Origin of the sequence: [Muricauda] lutisoli (nom. illeg.) (assembly GCF_017313105.1) — a bacterium.
Classification (GTDB): Bacteria; Bacteroidota; Bacteroidia; order Flavobacteriales; family Flavobacteriaceae; genus Flagellimonas; species Flagellimonas lutisoli.
Genome location: NZ_JAFLND010000001.1, coordinates 904,409 through 923,880 on the forward strand (window position 1 = coordinate 904,409; position 19,472 = coordinate 923,880).

Below are 19,472 nucleotides of genomic sequence, written 5' to 3' on the forward strand. Positions count from 1 at the left end.
CCCAACATTCCCACCATTTCAACATTCAATCATCACATTAAATTTTTATCCCATTATTCTGTTCGATTATTTCATTTCCCAATATTTATATATGGTACTGGCATCCAATCATAGGGTAAAATGCCAAATACGGCCACGAGGGCTTGAATGAGTAGTTAGTGGGTTAGACATCGGGTAGTATTCTGTGGGATTGAAATAACATCCAGACATAACGGAAGAGGTTTCTCCGGTAGTACCGAAACTGAGAATACTATAAATCAGATATGGGTGAATAACGGACTGGTCTGGTGAAATGTATGATCGATCACTGAGGAAGGGAACATTAATCTCCGAAAGGGGCTTTTTGTGCTTAGTTGAGAACTAATTAATAATGAGGAATAAAATGGAAAAGCTAGAAGAGATAATCACCAAGAAAGAACTGATGGACTACTATGGTATTCACAGGGATACAATAGAAGTATGGGTAAAGAAATATAATCTACCACTGATAGAAATATCAACTCATATAAAGTATGTAAAGAAAGATGAATTTTTAAAGTGGGAAGAAAATTTGAAAAAGAATTCAAAGTGAGAAGTTTGAAAAAAGCAATGGCAAGGACCACTTCAGCACTGTCCTTGCTACTGTTTTTAAAATACTCTGGTCAGGGATAATTTAAGTGGTTCCTGTGAAGTTTATTTCAAATTTAGATATTCCAGAGCTGTTTCAGTTCTTTTAAGTAATCATTCTCTGATTTGTTTTCAGGTTTGAAATGGATCTGGACTATGTCCTCTTCAGATTTGAACCGTATCATGTTCCGAGTATCTTTCAGTATATATTTATATAAGAATGGTTTTGAGTTTTCAAAGTCAGTAATATTGAACTTCAGCAGCGTTATATCCTTCAGTCCATAATTTACAGATGCCAGTTCAATTGAATCCTTATCTATTCTCAGTTTATTCTTTATATGGTGCCAATAATAATTACCTGATGCAGTACTGGCAATTCTACCAATAATTCCAGCCAATATTATTAACAATCCCAGAATAATTATCACTGTTTGATTTACATCTTCAGTTAACCAATTATAAAACAGAAGTGAAATGAGTGCCAGTACAGCAACTCCGTAGGAGTAAATACTCAATCTATAAACAGTGGTGTTGGTTATATATGAATCAGCTTTGATTTCCAAGTCAATTTTGGTTACATTAAATAATAGTCAACCTTTTTTCCTTAAGCAGGCCATATGCTATTTCCATAGCTTCAATACCTTCGTTCCAAGTTGGAAACTGATTTTTAAAATGCTTTATCATATTTATAAATCTTCGCCCTTGATGTAAAACCGAAGTTTCATTTTCGCTTAAACTCTTGAATTCTGAAAGCTTATTTATTACATCAACTAAATTTTCCCTAGGTTCAATTAAGTTATTATTATTAGCATGCATTCTAATGCTTATTTCAAATAATGCTGCAATACCGTAAATAGAATTTGGTATATCAGGATCTATTATTTGACCATACTTGTCATAACATTTTTTATGAAATTTAAGCAAAGATGGATTTGCATTGAATAGCCCTAAAAAATCAGAATCATCCTTTCTAGCAATATTGTCTGATTTAATCACGCCTTCTGAATAAACCACTGTATGCGGCACACCACCTTTTACAGAATTGATAAATTCAAAATAATCTCCATGCCTGATCATTTTGAATTCTTTGTTGAACTCATCAATAATCAGGTTCATTTTCAATACTTTCAACATGTATCCGACAGTAGTGGCAAATGGAATAATTAATTCTTTCATTTTTGTATAAAGGATAGGCCTAAATAGATTTTAATCATAATAGAACATATATAATTCATATAAGGGATTTTATAAATGTAGGGATTTGCTATTGATTGGAATTATGATTGGGTTCAATCCCCCTGGAAAGATTAAACATTCAAACTTTTTAAAATGTTTGAATTTCAGTCAAGATAGTAGAAAATGTATGAAGTAATTAATGAAGCTTATTGAATCAAAAGGAATCGAGAAGTAAAAATGACATACTAACTTAAAGGATAGATTACTTCCATTGTATAAAAGGCACAGGTTTATATTACTCTCTTTGTTGGCCTAATCATCATTTTCATCTGAACCCATTGTCATATAGGTAACCCATTCGAATGGAGAATATTCTTGCTGATCCAACTTTTCGAAGAACTCTTTAGCTTTCTTCTCTTCGTAGATTTTTCTGAGTTCTTTTTTTCTCTTTTTACTTATCATACTGTTTGATTTAATTGTTCGTTCATTTTTATCACCTTATAAATGGTGGAATTGGAACAGTTCCTCATTCTTGAAATCTCCCTAACCCCATAACCATTATTAAGATCCTTCAAGATCTCCTTTGATTTTGTTTTGTTCAGGAATGATTCATGGGTTTCTTTGGTTCCGATCTTCCTGCCTGAATATTTCCATGGCTCCAACTGTTTGGTTCTCTCAATCCCTTCTTTTCTCCTCATATCGATCATATCTTTTTCGAATTTGGACATCATGGAAAGAATGGAGACCATCATCTCGGAGAACCGATCTACTTCACCTTTTTCATCAAGATTCTGAATATTGGGATTACGGCAAACAACTCTAATACCCATATCAGTGAGTTCTTTCCATCTAGATAGAACATCAATGGTATTTCTGCCAAGACGGTCAATCGAGTGGATGTGCAACTCCTTCAGTTTTGATTCATCAATCAGTTCCTTAATCTGTTTGCCGCGGGGACGATCCCATAAAGGCATCGAACCTGAACACTTATCGGAGAGAATGTAATCAAATCCAACTTCGGTATCCTTTAGCTGCCTAGCATCTGATTGTTCTTTGGTACTTACCCTACTATAAAACACCTTCATATCGTTACTGTTTAAGGTTGTTAACTATCATACCTTAATTTACGATTTTTACCTGATGCCTGAAAGATTTTTGAACGCATTATCAGTTACTTACAAGGCTATTCCCTAAAATGATAACAGCTTTGTAGTTAAACCAGAGTGGAGACTGAATTTCTTGAAACCAGCAAAATTTGATTAGCCATCCATATGGTAATACTCGTTTTCATATCGAGGTTTATTTTTTTACCACGGTTTGAACTTTTTTGAGTGAAAAACCAATCTCAGTGATATTTATTGGAAACCACACGAACCAATGAGAACGGATATGATGAAAACTGAAAGGGAAGATATCTTTATGGATTATAAAACAAGATTGGAAGAATACAAATGGATAACTGTGGACGATCTATCAGAACTTATGGATATTTCCAAAAGGTCGGTATTTAAATTGTTGGAGAAAGGCTCTATCGAAGGAATAAAATGGAAAAATAGAAGATTGATCGATACCACTTCAGTAATAAAGTATCTTCACGATAAAGGATGCCTCAATTTGGTTTATGGAGTAAATATTTAGGAAATCATTTTATTGTCAGTTCAAAATCTTTAAATAGTTTGAACTTTATTATTTGGGGATATCGGAAACGGTTTCCCTTTTTTATGCTCAATAATTTATCCCATTACTGATCAAGATGATTCCGATGATTATTATGATTATACCTGAAACTATTCCAGAAACCACACCAACTGACAAACCATCGAAGTTCCTTTTGAACCAACTATCATTCTTCAAAGGATCATTCTTCTTTGTTCCAAAACTCAACGCATCCTGCATCCTCTTCATATTCCATTTTACTACATCACGAAGAATCAAGTTCCTGTCATAGTGTTGGAAACCAAGAGGATTCAACTTGAACCTTCTTGGTTCTTTCCTTACAAGATTCTTCCCTGAATTCGAATCGATCAACATATTGAATTTAAGTTCACCAGTCCTTTCATCCACCTTCCAAAGTTCATATATCCCATGGTAATCGGTTATGGTGTAATTACGGTACTTTCCCGAACTCAGGTATCCAGTCTGCCATGACCTAAGTGGGATAGGGTAAGATTCATCCATATCATTGTGTTTTATCTTCATAACTCACTGTATTTGAGGGTAAAATTACAACGATTAAAAGTTCTGCAGAATTCAAAATGCCAAATCACTATTTTAAGTTTAGTCTTTATAGTGATTTCCCCCGTTTTCAATAGGGAAACTGATCATTTCACGATTTTAAATTTGTTTTACTGAAGAAACCAATATTCAGATATATCATATGTCTGGTATTTTTTGCTAAATTGGTTCTATGTGCTTCAGTACCACATTACGGAAATCAGAAAGGGATGTCACCAAACGGTTTCAGGCTAAATTGTCCGTTCAACTCGAATTCACTCCCTACTACCACCTGAACGGGTTCACACATGGAAACCTTTATATAGTTCCTATGGAAGAACCTGATTCGATCTACCCATCCATGTGGGGTTATATTCCCCCGTTTGGTATGGATGATCCCAATGGATTCATGAAACGCTATAACACTTTGAACGCACGTAGTGAATCCGTTTTCAGTTCCAATACCTACAAACATTCCATCCATGATAAAAGATGCTTAGTAATCGCTGATGGATTCCATGAACCACACCATCATAAGAACATATCATATCCTTACTTCTGCCACTACAAGGATGATTCCCTTTTCGCATTTGCTGGATTGTATTCCGAACTGGACAATGAACTCTTTTCGTGTACCATATTGACAGTTGAAGCCAATGAGCGGTTTGAATTTATCCACAACAAGAAGAAAAGAATGCCATTGATACTTGATGAACATTGGGAAGAGGATTGGTTGTCACCAGACCTTCACGAACTTGGTATCAAGGAACTGATTAAAGCAGGGTTCACAACATCTGAAATCGAAGCCTATCCAATATCACGTAATCTGTACAAAAGAGGAATCGATACCAATAATGAAATCGCCATAACCAAAGTGGATTACCCAGAACTAAACGAACAAGGGAGTTTGTTTTAACAGGTGTGGGTTTTTGGATATTTTGGGGGTGATTGATATTGCTTTGGCAATGTCAACGGGTTATATAACCAATTCAGTACTGAAATTACAGTACCCCCTATCTTCGAGAACGCTTTCCTTCCTTACATCCATTAACCATATCGATGATTTTAAAATCAGTATGTTTTATCTCACGAACGTTCTTTCTTTCTTATATCACACCATCTAATGTGAAAGAAATAATCTTCGGTCATTGACAAATTGTAGGTGTAGACTTACATATCACTTATTAATCAAAATTAAATGTTAAATATTTTGGTAGTTTGACGAAATATGCTTAATAAATTTTTTTATACTTGAATATGGGCGTATATTCACACCGTAATAATGATTGATCCTCTGAACTGGAGAGTTCTTGGATTGGTTTTTTTTGTTTGGTATTTGGTGAACGTCCTGTTCATTTCATACCAAAGAAGTACACTTTACTTCACATATAGTTAGAGAGGTAAGAGACCTCTAACCGAATTCCAAGAGAGAGTTAAATAAGAGAATTCGATGTATGCGATCGATGCATCGAACAAGGGATTTCTGTTTCCATTCCAGATGGTTTCAGAACTCCCAACAGGAGAACTATATCCGATTTCTATCGGTATGGGAAATCCTTCAACTGGTTCATTCACTTGAATCGGTACGGGTATCATTATACCCAAAAATTAATTTAATAATCCATTAAAAATATAAGAAATGGAAAATTTTAAATCTCTTGGGATGAACCAAGGAAACAATGAAAAATACATCGGATTAAATGATCATACAAAAACAACATTCGGTGAATTATTGGAAGTAAAGGGTATGCCTGTTGCTCATATCCTATTACAGACTATGATAAAAACATTCGAACAAAAATCCAAGGTAGATGAATCCTACCGATCACTATTGGAAAACATAGATGTGTTTTGTGGGATTGCATGTAATAATGCATGGTTTAATCCAAATGATTTATTGGATTTAGCCAGAAAGAAGATGATCGGTGATAATGATACCATATACGGTTTCACCATGGATGAATTTGATTTATTGGATGAAGATTTTGTTAGGTATCTATGGATGATTACAGGAGTAAGATATTCAGAAAATGATATGGAACACCCATGGGAAATGATGAAGGAATTTCCATGTGGTTATCGTCTAATCGATATCATTAACAATGTGGATAACATCTTCATGTCATCACTATATATTTCACCTGATGAAGTCATTGAACAGTTCATTGAGCGGATGGGTTTGGAATGTGATTCAGATTGGGCTTCGGTTTATACTACCATGAATGAAAAATACGGTATGGATTCGAGTGAAATAGGAAGTATTGAACTGATGAACCTTGCGAATGAATTTTTTAACCAAAATGAAGTAGCATAATAATGGAAAATGAAGTAGAAATCAGAATTCAGGGATTTACCAAACATCAATTCATGCGTGGTTTGATCTTGGAAGAACAGATCGATATTCTCGAATCCTATGGTATTGAATTACCAATTGATGAAGATACCACCGATGAACAAATAGATTTTTTTGTAAAAGGTGGATGGGAACAAATGGTAAGAGAGAATAAAATCATTACACGTACCGAAACCGAAAAGGATTCGGAAGAAACATTGGATGTTAGTGTGATAGATAAGAAGTTTCCAAGATGTGGGAAGATGTATTCTGAACTCGAATCCATGGAAGATGAAGAAAGATGGAAGTTCGGATTGTCCTATTACCATAGCATGACCAATTGGTTCACACCACATTTGAAATCAGGGAAATTCACCTTGGATGAACTATGGAAGTTCCTTGGTGAAAGGGATGGTTCTGAAATGAAACTGAAAAGTGAATTCTGTAATTGTGATTTGAATTGGTTGTTTCAGTGGGATTTAAATGATATGGATATGGATTTGGAAGATTGTAGATTGTCCCATGTTGACTTTGCTAACACAACTTATGGTGAGATATGGGTTTCAATGGTTGAAATGGATAGATTGTACCATTCAGGTAATTTCTATTTTCAAAGTGGTGATAATATACCAAGTGAATACAAACATCTGATGATTGAGATTGATGAAAATGAAGAAAGATGTGGTATCACTTATTTAGATCTAGAATCTATGAGCCACATGGAAAAAAGGATGTTAGCAATATCCTTTGATGATAATACCATTTTAACTCCAAAACTCAGAAGTGGTGAGTTCACCATAGATCAAGTTTGGGATTTTCTCAAGGATTTCGATGAAAGTGAAAGGTTTAAATACAGTATTGAATATAGAGTTGGAATTCAAGATTTCAAGGAATGTGTTACCAAGGATGATTTCATTGAAGTAATAGATTCCATTGAGAGATTTACCGAATATACATTCTCATTGAAGGATTTCATCAAATCGTATGATATCAGTTCAGTGTGGATGATGATAAAGGAAGTTAGAATAGCTACAAGAATGGCTGAAAATCGTTGTGAAATGGATTGTTGTGAAGATGGATATTACGAATACATTTTCGAAAATGTAAGTGAACAAATGGCCTACTGGTATTCAAAAAATTAAAATTAATATGAAAAAGTTAGATAGTAAAATAAGTACCCATACCGAAAAGGGTTTGGAAGAAAGTATCAATGTTGAATCATTGAATCAGAAGTTGGAAGAAAAGATTCCAGAAGTAGAAAAAAGAGGTGGTAAAACCTATTCGGAACTCGAACAGATGAATGAGTTCGATAGGTGGGTTCACGCACTCGAAAACTATCCACCTCAAAGAGCCGATAAATATATATCTCAATTGAAATCAGGGAAGTTCACTATGGATGAACTATGGGATTATCTTGAATTGGTTGATGGACATGATTCATTTTTATATTCAGAATACTTCAATGGATTTTGGTTTAGAGGTCTTACAGAAGCATTCGTATATGGTGGATTGGAATCAATGAGAAAAACTATGGACGATCATAGTTTACCACTATCTGGGGAATCAGGTTTGACTTTGGGGTTGGCTTGGATATATGCAATGGAAGTTACTGAATGTTATCAAGAAGCACTTGAGGATATTGGAGAAGATGATGGTGAGGATAGGTTCGATGAAAATGGTGATTGGGTTGATTACTATGAGTTACTGGATGAAACGGTTGATGATTATATCATCCGTTATCAGTTATTCGAAAGAATTTTAAAAGAACGTGTTAAATACTACGATTAAATTATGAAAAAGATAGATAGTAAAATAAGTAACAAATCCACCAAAAGGTTGGTGAAGGATATCAACTTGGATGGATTGAATCAGAAGTTGGAAGAAAAGATTCCAGAAGTTGAAAAACGTGGTGGTAAAACATTATCTGAATTGGAAGAAATGACACACCAAGAACTTTGGGCATATGCACTGATGTTCTACAAACCTTTTCAAGTACACCCATTTGTACCAAGATTAAAATCAGGGTATTTCTACGCTAGTCATGTTTGGGAATATCTTCCAAAAGGGAATGAAATACCATCAAGAATGGTATTTGATGAAAGTAAATATTTTGGAGAAGAAACACTGACCATTGATGATATTTTAAAAGAAGTTAGGCAATATGGAAATATGGGTTTGAAAGATTTGATAGAATATTCACGTGTATCACCTTTCACCGAAAATTTCACAATGGGTACTGTATGGACCACCTTGATCGAATATGAATATTGTGATGAAGATTTATGTGGTAGAGTACAATGGTATGATGATGAAGGAGAAGATGAATATCATGTTGATTCGTGGGAAGATGAAGGAGAAACCCATATTTTTTCAGCTTCGTGTTGGTATGAAGAAGTAAGTTCATTACAAGGGTTCTATATCGAACAACAGGAGAATGAAATCAAAGAAAACGGTTATGGAGGATCCGTCCTAAAATCCCCCTATTATGTGCATACTGATTCGATGGTATCAGTTCTCTAAAAACCATCAAGGTAGATGTACGGTTCTACTTCTCAAAGAAACCGTTCAGATTGGGTTGCAGGATCCCTCGATAAAATCTGACAATTGAATTATTAATTTAATAGAATAAGGTTATCACACGTGGTTGGGGTATCCACTCAAAAACCCCGAATTTTATAGCTGATTGATTTTTAAGAAAAGGTGGGTGTCAACTCACCTTTTTCTTTAACTCTAAAATATTGATTAAATGAACAAAAAAGGAATTATAAGAAACGATGGTTCCCCATCTCGATTGAAGTTCCATGGGTTTGGTTTCTATATCAGGTCACGTGGCAATCTATTGAAAAAGGATAGGGAAAAGCTTTTAAATGAATCAAGAAACTGTTTGGCAGAAGTAAACGATTTAACAGGAGAATCTTTTGAACTTGATCCTTCTTGGAGCGATCAAGAACTTTTGGAACAATGGAATGAATGGTATAGGGATTATGGGCATTTGATGAGTAGGTTTAAAGACAAATGGGAAGATGACATCTTAAAGGAGAAACTTAATGAAGTTCCCAAATCCGTAATGGGTTACATAAGAGACCTTGAAGAAAAAGTGGAGGGATTGGAATCTAGATTGAATAGACTAGAAATAGAAAGGAATATGAAAGGTATAAGACAGTTTGGGCTTGGATAATGGTGTTCAAACTCTGAAATAAGTTTGAACGCTACTAATCTTTTTAATTATTTCTTTCTTTTGAATCTCTTTTGGTTCAAATCCTTGAAGTAAGTAATCTTTTGATATTCGTGTTCAGTGATACTATCATCTTCTAAATTAATAATGCCTTCAAAATCGTAAACATCAGAATTCAATTCGTTTGGAAGCTCCCAATTATTGCAATCTAATTTCTTCTTGGCAAATTCAACCAATGAACTCTTCGATATTCTGAATTTAGGTTTCAATAAATAGAAATCTTTGAATTCAGGATGGTACATCAAGTATTCCGATTTGATTTTTTTAAACACCGTTTTCTTCTTTTGTACTGAATTGAAGATGATTGTTTCATTATTACCATCTTGATACTTCACGAATACCACCGTTTTGAACATATCGAGTTTGAAAAAAGTTACTTCCATTACCAAACTTGATATGAAGGATTTCATCTCTTTTCTATCGGTTACCGAATTAATTTCATTCTGCCTAGATGAAAGTTTATCAGCATTCCTCATTCTACGTTCAACCGATCTGATATTCCCTTTCAGTTCATTGATACGACGGGTGCAATCCTCTTTTTCCTTGTTGATTTTACCAATCTCAATATCATATTCATCATCAATATACCCATCATTTTGATAGATACGGTTTATCTTTCTTCTGCGATTATCAATATCACCAAGTAGTTTTTCAAATCCTTCGACATCCCTTTTTAAATCCTCGATTTCTTGTTTTGAGGTTTCAAAGATTGAATCAAACCCATGGAGTTTTTTGTGAACCCAAACATCCTTTACACGTTCCCAAATGATTCCATCTAGATTACTGATTGAAATGTTGCTCCCTTTACATTTAGTTCCTTTGATATGTTTGTTGGTGGGATGGTTGTGGGAACATTGGTATGCATCATCAGTTTGTTTACCCAAATAATAGTTTTCACAATAGGAACACTTCAAAACACCTCTCAGAAGATAGGTATGTTTCCTTCCCTTGTCTGCTTTGGTTTTGTTCTTATCAAGAAGCTCTCCAACTTTGAGGAACTGTGATTCCTCGATTATAGGTGGAACTGGCCTCCTTCCCAATTTCACATCTTTGTAACCGATGTAGCTAGTATTTCTTAAGAGCCTGGCAAGTGTATGTGGTGAACAAACGTGTTTCGGGTATCCCTTGGCTTTACAGTGCAATGAAATCTTGGAACAAGTATCACCATTCTCATACAAATCAAAAACCTCTCGGACAATATCTGCCTCAGATACATTCAATCCTTCAATGGGTTCTTCATTGATGATGAACTTCTTATCCGATTCATTATCTGTGGCTCCGAATTTCCCAATAGTATATCCAAAGGTTATATGGCCGCCATTATACTTTCCTTCCCTAACATACCTTTTCTTGGCTGAGATAAAACGTTCTTTGGTTAACCGAGCTTCATACTCAGCATTCCAACCAAAGAAGGAAATCAGAAGTTCAGCGTTGGGATTTATTTTATTGGTATGTTTATCAAACAACCAAAAACTCTGCTGGAAGAAATATATGTTAACCTTATTTTGAACAAGAGTATCCTTTATTTGCAAAAGTTTGGATTGTGATCTTGATAAACGAGAGAGTTCCCATACCAATATCACTTCAATGTTCTTGGTTGAAATATCGTTCAAAAGTTGACTCAAACCTTTTCTTTCATCTTCACTTTTGAATCCACTTATCTTATCTTCATACACATCATCATCACCAAATATGAGACTATTCGATTTGGCAAATGCAGATAAATCATCCTTCTGTCTTTGATAATCCTGAAGATCAGAGGAAACCCTCAAATACAATACACATTTATTACTCATAGTCAATGGATTAATCAAATATAGTTTAATATTTATACTTACCCTAAATATTTAATTGTGTCATATCCCTTTCCCATAACGGAGTGCTTTTTCTCGATGAACTTCCGGAATTCGAGCGTCGGGTATTGGAAGTTATGAGGCAACCAATGGAAGACAGGGAAGTGACCATAGCCAGGGCTCAATTTACGGTAACCTATCCCAGCAGTTTTATGTTGGTAGCCAGCATGAATCCGAGTCCCGGAGGCTATTTTAACGACCCCGACGCCCCTGTAACCTCTTCACCCGCTGAAATGCAACGTTATTTAAGCAAAATATCGGGACCGTTACTGGATAGGATAGACATCCATATTGAGGTTACGCCCGTTCCTTTTGATAAACTATCGGATGAACGGAAAGGAGAGAGCAGCATTGTTATTAGGAAAAGGGTAGAGGTGGCAAGAGAAATCCAAACTCGAAGATTTAAAGGATTGGAAGGCATACATTACAACGCCCAAATGGGAATAAAACAAATACGTGAGTTTTGCAAGCTGAACGCTTCTTCCAAAAATCTATTAAAAGATGCAATGCAACGTTTGAACCTTTCAGCCAGGGCCTACGATAGAATTTTAAAAGTAGCCAGAACCATTGCCGATTTGGAACAATCCGAACAAGTCGAACAAAATCACATTTCCGAAGCGATACAATACCGAAGTTTGGATCGGGAAGGTTGGTTGGGTTAACTTTAATTAAATCTTTTGATCAAATTATAGGTGAAAACTATCATTTCCTTGTAGTTGTCCTTACCGATTTTTTCATCTATCCCATGGAACCGTGTCATGCTATCGGGACCTAATCGAATAGGATAGAACCGGTAAACGTCGTCAGAAACACCATAAAAATACCGTGCATCTGTTCCTCCTCCAATCAAACCCGGAACCACAACAGCTTCGGGAAAAACGGAACGAATGGTTTTTTCAAGATTTTTAAAGGCTTCCGAATCTATCCCGGATACAGGGGACGGATTCGTCGCAAAACCGGCCAATTCCACTTTGACCTTATCCCCGACAACTTCAATAATATGTTCCTTGACCGATGCAATGGTCTCACCGGGCAAGATTCTAAAATTGATGGTCGCTTTTCCAACAGTGGGAATAACATTGTCCTTTACGCCACCTTCAATTATTGTGGGGGCCGTGGTGGTGTGGGCATTTAACGCTTTGAGTACAGGTCCTTTGAACAACCACGGATTGGCAAATGCCATTTTTTTGAAAAAAGGCATTTCCGCTCCCATATACTCAAATTGATAATCAAGGGGCTTTACCAACTTATAAGGAAGTTGATTGTCTTCCAAATCCACGATTGCCTGTGCCAACATGCCCAGTGTATTATCTTCAGGTGGAGCAGAACTATGTCCTCCAGTGGTTTCAACAATAAGATGAAAAGATGCATAGCCCTTTTCCGCCAAGTTCACCATCGCTACGGTTTTGTCAAAATCCGGAACCATATGCTGCGCAAGGAATCCACCTTCATCCAAAGTCATGGCAGCATGCACACCTTTTTTTTCCAAATGGGCAGCTATTGCTTTGGCTCCATGTTCACCACCCAGTTCTTCATCATGGCCAAATGCAAGATAAATGGTTTGTTTTGGAGTAAATGATTCTTCCAGCAACACTTCCACAGCTTCCATTAGTGCCATTAAGGAACTTTTATCGTCCAATGTTCCCCGCCCAATAATATAACTGTCGGTTATTGCTCCCTCAAATGGTCCCGCCTCCCAATCATCGATGGTGGGCTGATCCACTGGCACTACATCTTGGTGAGAAAGCAGAATAATTGGTTTTTTGGATGCATCGCTACCTTTCCAAGTATAGAGAAGACTATAATCATTGATCTTTTCCAATGCCAGGTTTTGATGAATTAAAGGAAAAGATTCTTCCAGAAATTGATGAAACCCATTAAAGGCAGTGGAATCTGGTATGGCGTCCTCACTAAAGGAAATAGTTTTGTACTGCACTGCTTTTGAGAGGTTTTCGAACGCATTATTGGGAAAACTCATAGCTTCCAAATCCTCGGGCTCAACCTGTTTTGAGTTAAGGGACACGGTGTTAAAAATCAATACTGCAGCGAGAATTACGATCAGGCCTAGAACGGCAAGGAGAATTTTTTTCATGGTTGGTTTGGTTGATTGCCCCAAATTAGATAAAAATCGGTTGGTAATCAATCAAAAAAAAAATAATTTAATCGACTGTTCTTGAACAATTTCTCAATACAACCAGCTTTAAAGGCAATAAGTTCATCGCTAACATTAATTGTTGTTTAATGGGCTGTAATCATGAGGTTTAAGGTCTATTTTTGTCCGGTTTCAGAAAATTTGGAGAACATGCAATTTGTGGAGTTGAACCAGTGGGCAATTTTGACCCATGTGAAAAGGAGAAGATTGATGAGTTGCTACATCAAGATATTAAAGAGTCGTTGAGCAACCGATCGGTTTTTGAAAATGAGACCATGAAGATCTGGGACCTTCGTCTTTTCCCGGGAGAACGACTTTCCTTTAGAAGGCATAATGCCAATTATGGGTGGATATGCACCACGGGTGGACTAGTGATCACCCGGTATGGAAATGGGAAAATCGATATGGTAAAGCTCAATCTGGGCGATACCGAATATTTTGAAAACAGGGGTGAAAACTATATCAACGATCTGGAAAACGTGGGAGAAGAAATAGTTGTTATCCATATTTTGGAATACAAACAGACCAAAAAAGAAAAAACTGCACTGTTCTGGAACTAAATGGCCTTGATATTTGCTTTTAGCCCAGAGATGATTCCCAAAATATTTTCCACGGTCTCATCCAAGTAATATTTAATGGCCAAATGTGGTATTCTAATCGTCGTAAATCCGTTTTTGAAGGAGTGCATGGCATCTTCAAGATCGTTTATGGCCTGCTCATGGGTAATCATATTGCAATTTTCGTCAATCTCGATATTGAGTTTAACTCTTGAAATTGCAATATCCACGGATTTTTTACCATCCCACCATTCCAGCATCGGGTAGACTCCAGCATCTTTTAGTGCATAAAATAAGTGAATGGCATCAATTGGGGTATTGTTGTCCAGGATTACCTTTTTAATCAGGCGTGTGTGTCGTTCGCAAAGCGCTACACCTAAAGACTCTTTTGAGTCCTTAAACTGTTGGGGGTCAATGTCTTTGCCGCAATCCTTACATGTCATAAGTTTTGTCAGGTTTAAGTCTAAGTATGATTTGGGACTATTATAACTTTGAGATTTTTGAAATCGTATAAAAATTCGACGTACTGCATTTCACTTTTAGACGAAATACACTTTTTCGGATGAAATGCATGATTTGTCCATTTATCCTTTTATTTTCATCACACCAAAACCAAAGATTCCATGTTAAAAAAAATAGGACCTGGTGTTCTGGTCGCAGCAGCTTTCGTAGGCCCCGGAACCATTACCATGTGTACCTTGGCGGGTGTGCGTTTCGACTACTCCTTAATTTGGGCCTTGTTGGTTTCCATTATCGCGACTATTGTATTGCAGGGCATGGCCGGGAGAATTGGGCTAATCACCCAAAGTGGGCTTGTGGATGTGGTGCGGACCGAACTTAAGACTCCATGGGTCAGGAACGTTGTAATTGCTATTGTTTTAGGCGCTATTTTGGTCGGTAATGCGGCTTACGAAGCTGGTAACATTGGAGGTGCGACCCTTGGACTTGAACAATTGTTGCCCCAACCTCGGTTAAGACCTTTTTTGCCCGCTATTATCGGAGGTATAATATTTATGTTATTATGGTTCAGTAGCTACAAGATATTGGAAAAAATATTCGTTGGTCTGGTCGGCATCATGGGTGTAAGTTTTGTTCTTTGTGCCATCATCACAAAACCATCTATTACAGAAATTTTGAAAGGAATGTTTATTCCCAGATTGCCCGAAAACGGATTGCTTACGGTAATTGCTCTGGTGGGAACCACTGTAGTGCCCTATAACCTCTTTTTACACGCTTCTTTAGTGAAGGAAAAATGGAACCTCAAAAGTGATTTAAAAGCGGTGAATTGGGACACCCTTATTTCCATTGGATTGGGAGGGTTGGTTTCCATGGCCATATTGATCACTGCTTCTGCCGCCCCTATTTCGGAAATAAACAATGCTTTGGATATGGCCAAGGCATTGGAGCCCTTGTTTGGCAACATAGCGTTCCTGTTTATGGCCATAGGGCTTTTGGCAGCGGGCATTACATCGGCCATTACCGCTCCTTTGGCCGCAGCTTATGTGGCTAGTAGCTGTTTTGGCTGGGAAGGTGGAATGCAGAATAGAAAATTTAAAATGGTATGGACCATTGTACTTTTATGCGGTGTGGTGTTTCTTTCTTTTGATATAAAACCAATCGAGGTGATTCAATTTGCACAAGTGGCCAATGGTATATTGCTTCCGGTGATGGCTTTGTTGTTATTGTGGGTGGTGAACAAGAAATCGGTAATGGGCGAAAATAAGAACACTTTGGTTCAGAATGCATTTGGGGTGGCTATTGTGGCTTTTGCGATATTTCTCGGTGCAAAAAGTATATTTAAGGTAATTGGATTGTTTTGATGCATAAGTTCAAGATAGATATTAATTGTGATGTTGGCGAAGGGGTTGGTAATGAGGCCGACATTTTCCCTTTTATAAGCTCATGCAATATAGCCTGTGGCGGTCATGCAGGTGATAAGAAAACCATGTTGAAGGTAGCTTCACTCGCTAAGCAGCATAACATCAAAGTAGGTTCGCACCCTTCATACCCCGATAAAGCCAATTTTGGTAGGGAAGTGATGGATATTTCCGACCAAGATTTAATACAAAGTATTAAGCGGCAATTATTGGATTTTGACGAGGTCTTGGAGCAGGAAGGGATTCCATTGCACCACATTAAGGCTCATGGAGCCCTGTACAATCAAACCGCAAAGGACGAAAATTTGGCAAAAGTTTATCTGGACGCCATCAAAGATTATAAAGAAAGGGTCTTGCTCTATGTGCCTTTTAATTCAGTGATCACAAGAATAGCAGAAGAGCGCGGATTTAAAATTTGGTTCGAGGCCTTTGCGGACAGAAATTACAATTCCGACCTGTCCCTTGTTTCCAGAAAAGAAGAAAACGCGCTCATCGAAGCTCCCGAAGCAGTATTAAAGCACATTCTTCCGATCATAAAAAAGAATGAAGTTTTTACTTTGAATAGTGAATCGCGCAAAATTCAAGCAGATACGCTTTGTATACATGGCGATACGGTTTCTGCCTTAAAAATATTAATGTATCTTTCTAAAGAATTACCCAAGAACCAGGTAGAAATACAAAAGTGAAAAGTTACCCCATCAGTATCAAACCATTTGGAGAACGAGCTGTTTTAGTAGAATGGCCCGAAAAGGTGAGTGAATCCATTTTGGCAGACATCCTCGATTTTATGGACGCTTTCAAGGAGCTGGAAATTCCGGGTTGGGAAATGTCCGTGGCCTATAATTCCTTGACGATGGTCTACAATAAAGACCATATTGATTTTGAGGAGACCAAAAACATGATTTTGGAATGCCAAGAAAAGCAGGCCAAATCCAAAACGGAGCGCGTACAACATTTATGGACATTGCCTGTGTGCTACGATCTTGAATTTGGAGTGGATATCGAAGAGACTTCCAAAACATTGGGTTTATCGGTCGAAGAACTTATTAAACAGCACACATCGCATCAATATGTGGTGTACGGCATCGGTTTTTTACCTGGATTTATGTATTTGGGCGGACTCCCATCTTCTTTGGAGATTCCTCGAAGAGCCGAACCAAGATTGAAAGTCCAGAAAGGTTCAGTGGGCTTGGCCAGTAAGCAAACGGGCATATATCCACAGGATTCACCAGGTGGTTGGAACATTATCGGCAATTGCCCAGTTGATTTGTTCGATCCCGGTAAACAGGATCCTTGTTTTGTGAAAGTAGGGGATAAGATACAGTTTGAAAGCATTTCCAAAGCAGAGTATGAACTTCATAAAATTGAAGGCGAAGTAGGTATTTACGAACCCGAAAAAGTTGTACTGAATGCTTAAAGTGTTGAAAGCTGGCCTTTATTTGAGTATCCAGGACCTTGGAAGGTTCGGCCATCGAGATATTGGCGTGCCCATTGCCGGTGCCATGGATGTGGAATCGGTAAAAAAAGCCAATCTTTTGTTGGAAAATGATGAGAACGATGCGGTGCTGGAAATTACCATGACAGGTCCTACACTTCAATTTGATACGGATACATACATTAGTTTGTCAGGAGCACATATCGTTGCTACACTGAACAATGAACCTGTGGATAATTACACCGTAATCAAGATTGGTAAGGGGGATATTCTCTCCTATGGCCGTCTTGAGAAAGGTTTTAGGGGGTATTTGGCCGTTAAGGGTGGTTTCCAATCTAAAAAGGTACTCGATAGCCGTTCACAGTTTTATCCCGTAACCCAAACGGCCCGTCTTAAAGATGGGGATGAAGTGCCTTATGAAGAGACAACGGATTACACACCTAAAATTACCGAAGTAAAGATCGAGGAGCATTTTGAAAATACAACTTTAAAAGTATATAAAGGGCCTGAGTTTTCATTGTTATCCGACGCTCAGCTCACGGAAATATTCGCAAGGCCCTACACCGTTTCCAAGGAAAATAACCGAATGGCCTACCAACTTTCCGAATTGATAACGGGGCATTCACATTCCATGTTGACGTCCGGAACGTTGCCGGGCACCATCCAACTCACCCCAGCAGGCCGTATGATCATTTTAATGAAAGATGGCCAAACCACGGGTGGTTATCCCCGGATACTTCAACTTAGCGAGGAATCCATTTCGGTACTTGCGCAGAAAAAGTATGGGGATGAGCTTAAATTCAAGCTTTCCTAGTTAGAATTCCAGAACACATTACAGCTTATTTACCCATTTTAGGGTATTCGTTAATTGGGTTACGGTATTCGTCAACCCAAATGATGTATTCGTCAATCACACTTCTAAATATTCTCACAAGTTCATTAAGCTTGAGGGAATATTTAAATCAAACGATATGAGAAAATTATTGTTAATTGGGGTTCTTGGACTTCTATCTTTGAATAGTTTCGCATCCTATGAGAGGCCAAAAGAATCCTCTTATTACCCAAAAATCCATGTCTATTGCGATGGCGAATACGCTGGTTTTTTTTACAACCACCCTTCTTATTCTAGTTGGGATATTATAGATATGGCAACATCCATGTGCTAATAGACGTAAAGCATTAATGCAATGCGCTTATTTTTCAGCGTGTTGCTTTTTCATTACTATCATTTATATTATGAAGTATATTATTTTTTGTGTCATATTATTTTTTTTGACATCAGCTTGGTCACAAAGTAAAGGCTTGGTTTACTATGGTCATATTGAAAGTCCGGGAATGAGGAGTGCTGCAGGTCCTGATTTAAACGCATATTTAGTTTTTGATGAAAATGAATCTTATTATGTTACAGCAAAGGACTCTTTGGAATCGTCAGTAAATGAAACTACTGTGGTAACTGGTTCTGACGGGCAAACTACTGTTTATTCGGGTGGGTCAAATTCCTTCCAATACGGGAAACAGGTTTATTTTAACAGGGGATCCGATTCTTTGTGGTGGAACCAAAGGTTTAAAGGGAATATATACGTTGCTGAATCCCGCCCCAAAATAGAATGGAAGTTAATAAATCAGACAAAGAAATTTGGTGATTTGACCGCATTTAAGGCTACAGGTGAATTTAGGGGAAGAAATTATACAGCATGGTATATTCGTGAAATCCCCGTGCCTTATGGCCCATGGAAATTACAAGGTCTTCCGGGTTTAATCGTAGAAGCTTATGATGATAGAAAAGAAATGTTTATTTATTTCAAAAGCTTCGAATTTCCTACAAACAACCAAACACCTATTTCGAAAGTACAAAGAGCTTCCAATGATTCGCAATGTTGGATGACGATACATGAATTTAAAGATATGCTGGTTGAGAGTTTGGAAAGGGCATATAATAAAACGGTAATAATGTCCGAACGGTATGGAGGAGGTGCTCCGGAAAGACCTGTCTTTAGCGATGTTTATATAGAATCCTTCGAAAATTAAGCTTTAT

22 protein-coding genes and 1 pseudogene are annotated in these 19,472 nt (G+C 37.2%); 15 read left to right on the forward strand and 8 right to left on the reverse strand.

Features of this window, described 5'->3' with window-relative positions; all coding sequences use genetic code 11:
* Positions 1 to 382: 382 nt before the first annotated feature.
* The gene (locus J0X13_RS04270) at positions 383 to 571 is read left to right on the forward strand and encodes a hypothetical protein (protein ID WP_207070207.1); all 189 of its coding nucleotides are present in this window, start codon (positions 383 to 385) and stop codon (positions 569 to 571) included.
* 112 nt (positions 572 to 683) lie between these two features.
* Here J0X13_RS04270 and J0X13_RS04275 read toward each other — a convergent pair whose 3' ends face one another.
* The 4 genes from J0X13_RS04275 to J0X13_RS04290 all read right to left on the reverse strand — a co-directional run bounded on the left by J0X13_RS04275 (position 684) and on the right by J0X13_RS04290 (position 2,867).
* Positions 684 to 1,169, reverse strand: a complete 486-nt coding sequence (locus J0X13_RS04275) for a hypothetical protein (protein WP_207070208.1) — start codon at positions 1,167 to 1,169, stop codon at positions 684 to 686.
* Between the two features lie 16 nt (positions 1,170 to 1,185).
* Positions 1,186 to 1,782 carry a hypothetical protein gene (locus J0X13_RS04280; protein WP_207070209.1) on the reverse strand — a complete coding sequence of 199 codons (597 nt, stop codon included), beginning with the start codon at positions 1,780 to 1,782 and terminating at the stop codon, positions 1,186 to 1,188.
* 312 nt (positions 1,783 to 2,094) lie between these two features.
* A complete protein-coding gene (locus J0X13_RS04285) occupies positions 2,095 to 2,244 on the reverse strand; it encodes a nucleoside-diphosphate kinase (RefSeq protein ID WP_207070210.1) in 150 nt (49 codons plus the stop codon).
* Entirely contained in the window at positions 2,241 to 2,867 is a 627-nt protein-coding gene (locus J0X13_RS04290; RefSeq protein WP_207070211.1) for a recombinase family protein, read from the reverse strand. The genes J0X13_RS04285 and J0X13_RS04290 overlap by 4 nt, the downstream gene beginning before the upstream one ends.
* Positions 2,868 to 3,159: 292 nt before the next feature.
* Between J0X13_RS04290 and J0X13_RS04295 the strand changes: the two genes are divergently transcribed.
* Positions 3,160 to 3,420, forward strand: a complete 261-nt coding sequence (locus tag J0X13_RS04295) for a helix-turn-helix domain-containing protein (RefSeq protein ID WP_207070212.1) — start codon at positions 3,160 to 3,162, stop codon at positions 3,418 to 3,420.
* 87 nt (positions 3,421 to 3,507) lie between these two features.
* On the opposite strand, the gene J0X13_RS04300 is transcribed toward J0X13_RS04295, so the two are convergent.
* Positions 3,508 to 3,981, reverse strand: a complete 474-nt coding sequence (locus J0X13_RS04300) for a hypothetical protein (RefSeq protein WP_207070213.1) — start codon at positions 3,979 to 3,981, stop codon at positions 3,508 to 3,510.
* Between the two features lie 208 nt (positions 3,982 to 4,189).
* Here J0X13_RS04300 and J0X13_RS04305 point away from each other — a divergent pair, with 208 nt between their 5' ends.
* The 6 genes from J0X13_RS04305 (at position 4,190) to J0X13_RS04330 (ending at position 9,506) form a co-directional block, all read left to right on the forward strand.
* Positions 4,190 to 4,912: an SOS response-associated peptidase gene (locus J0X13_RS04305; RefSeq protein ID WP_207070214.1), complete on the forward strand. Its 723-nt coding sequence runs from the start codon at positions 4,190 to 4,192 to the stop codon at positions 4,910 to 4,912.
* 723 nt (positions 4,913 to 5,635) lie between these two features.
* A complete protein-coding gene (locus J0X13_RS04310) occupies positions 5,636 to 6,310 on the forward strand; it encodes a hypothetical protein (protein WP_207070215.1) in 675 nt (224 codons plus the stop codon).
* Between the two features lie 2 nt (positions 6,311 to 6,312).
* On the forward strand, positions 6,313 to 7,470 hold the full coding sequence (locus J0X13_RS04315; RefSeq protein WP_207070216.1) for a hypothetical protein: 1,158 nt from the start codon (positions 6,313 to 6,315) through the stop codon (positions 7,468 to 7,470).
* A gap of 7 nt (positions 7,471 to 7,477) precedes the next feature.
* Positions 7,478 to 8,116: a hypothetical protein gene (locus J0X13_RS04320; protein ID WP_207070217.1), complete on the forward strand. Its 639-nt coding sequence runs from the start codon at positions 7,478 to 7,480 to the stop codon at positions 8,114 to 8,116.
* A gap of 3 nt (positions 8,117 to 8,119) precedes the next feature.
* The gene (locus J0X13_RS04325) at positions 8,120 to 8,848 is read left to right on the forward strand and encodes a hypothetical protein (protein ID WP_207070218.1); all 729 of its coding nucleotides are present in this window, start codon (positions 8,120 to 8,122) and stop codon (positions 8,846 to 8,848) included.
* A 226-nt stretch (positions 8,849 to 9,074) separates the two neighbouring features.
* Complete coding sequence (locus J0X13_RS04330) at positions 9,075 to 9,506, forward strand: hypothetical protein (protein WP_207070219.1); 432 nt, start codon at positions 9,075 to 9,077, stop codon at positions 9,504 to 9,506.
* Positions 9,507 to 9,553: 47 nt separating this feature from the next.
* Here the strand turns inward: J0X13_RS04330 and J0X13_RS04335 are convergent, their stop codons facing one another.
* On the reverse strand, positions 9,554 to 11,359 hold the full coding sequence (locus J0X13_RS04335) for a recombinase family protein (RefSeq protein ID WP_207070220.1): 1,806 nt from the start codon (positions 11,357 to 11,359) through the stop codon (positions 9,554 to 9,556).
* Between the two features lie 62 nt (positions 11,360 to 11,421).
* Here J0X13_RS04335 and J0X13_RS04340 point away from each other — a divergent pair.
* Positions 11,422 to 12,078: pseudogene (locus J0X13_RS04340) on the forward strand (ATP-binding protein); the annotation flags it as partial.
* A 2-nt stretch (positions 12,079 to 12,080) separates the two neighbouring features.
* Here J0X13_RS04340 and J0X13_RS04345 read toward each other — a convergent pair.
* Positions 12,081 to 13,508 (reverse strand): M20 family peptidase, encoded by a 1,428-nt coding sequence (locus tag J0X13_RS04345; protein ID WP_207070221.1) that lies wholly within the window; start codon positions 13,506 to 13,508, stop codon positions 12,081 to 12,083.
* Positions 13,509 to 13,741: 233 nt separating this feature from the next.
* Between J0X13_RS04345 and J0X13_RS04350 the strand changes: the two genes are divergently transcribed.
* A complete protein-coding gene (locus J0X13_RS04350; RefSeq protein WP_207070222.1) occupies positions 13,742 to 14,128 on the forward strand; it encodes a hypothetical protein in 387 nt (128 codons plus the stop codon).
* Here J0X13_RS04350 and J0X13_RS04355 read toward each other — a convergent pair.
* Positions 14,125 to 14,568: a hypothetical protein gene (locus J0X13_RS04355; RefSeq protein ID WP_207070223.1), complete on the reverse strand. Its 444-nt coding sequence runs from the start codon at positions 14,566 to 14,568 to the stop codon at positions 14,125 to 14,127. The genes J0X13_RS04350 and J0X13_RS04355 overlap by 4 nt on opposite strands.
* 180 nt (positions 14,569 to 14,748) lie before the next feature.
* Between J0X13_RS04355 and J0X13_RS04360 the strand changes: the two genes are divergently transcribed.
* The 5 genes from J0X13_RS04360 (at position 14,749) to J0X13_RS04380 (ending at position 19,465) form a co-directional block, all read left to right on the forward strand.
* The gene (locus J0X13_RS04360) at positions 14,749 to 15,945 is read left to right on the forward strand and encodes an Nramp family divalent metal transporter (RefSeq protein WP_207070224.1); all 1,197 of its coding nucleotides are present in this window, start codon (positions 14,749 to 14,751) and stop codon (positions 15,943 to 15,945) included.
* Positions 15,945 to 16,688, forward strand: a complete 744-nt coding sequence (gene pxpA, locus J0X13_RS04365; protein ID WP_207070225.1) for a 5-oxoprolinase subunit PxpA — start codon at positions 15,945 to 15,947, stop codon at positions 16,686 to 16,688. Before J0X13_RS04360 ends, pxpA begins: the two co-directional genes overlap by 1 nt.
* Positions 16,685 to 17,419: a 5-oxoprolinase subunit PxpB gene (gene pxpB, locus J0X13_RS04370; RefSeq protein WP_207070226.1), complete on the forward strand. Its 735-nt coding sequence runs from the start codon at positions 16,685 to 16,687 to the stop codon at positions 17,417 to 17,419. Before pxpA ends, pxpB begins: the two co-directional genes overlap by 4 nt.
* Entirely contained in the window at positions 17,412 to 18,251 is an 840-nt protein-coding gene (locus J0X13_RS04375; RefSeq protein WP_207070227.1) for a 5-oxoprolinase subunit C family protein, read from the forward strand. The genes pxpB and J0X13_RS04375 overlap by 8 nt, the downstream gene beginning before the upstream one ends.
* Positions 18,252 to 18,673: 422 nt before the next feature.
* On the forward strand, positions 18,674 to 19,465 hold the full coding sequence (locus J0X13_RS04380; protein ID WP_207070228.1) for a GLPGLI family protein: 792 nt from the start codon (positions 18,674 to 18,676) through the stop codon (positions 19,463 to 19,465).
* The last annotated feature ends 7 nt before the right edge of the window (positions 19,466 to 19,472 follow it).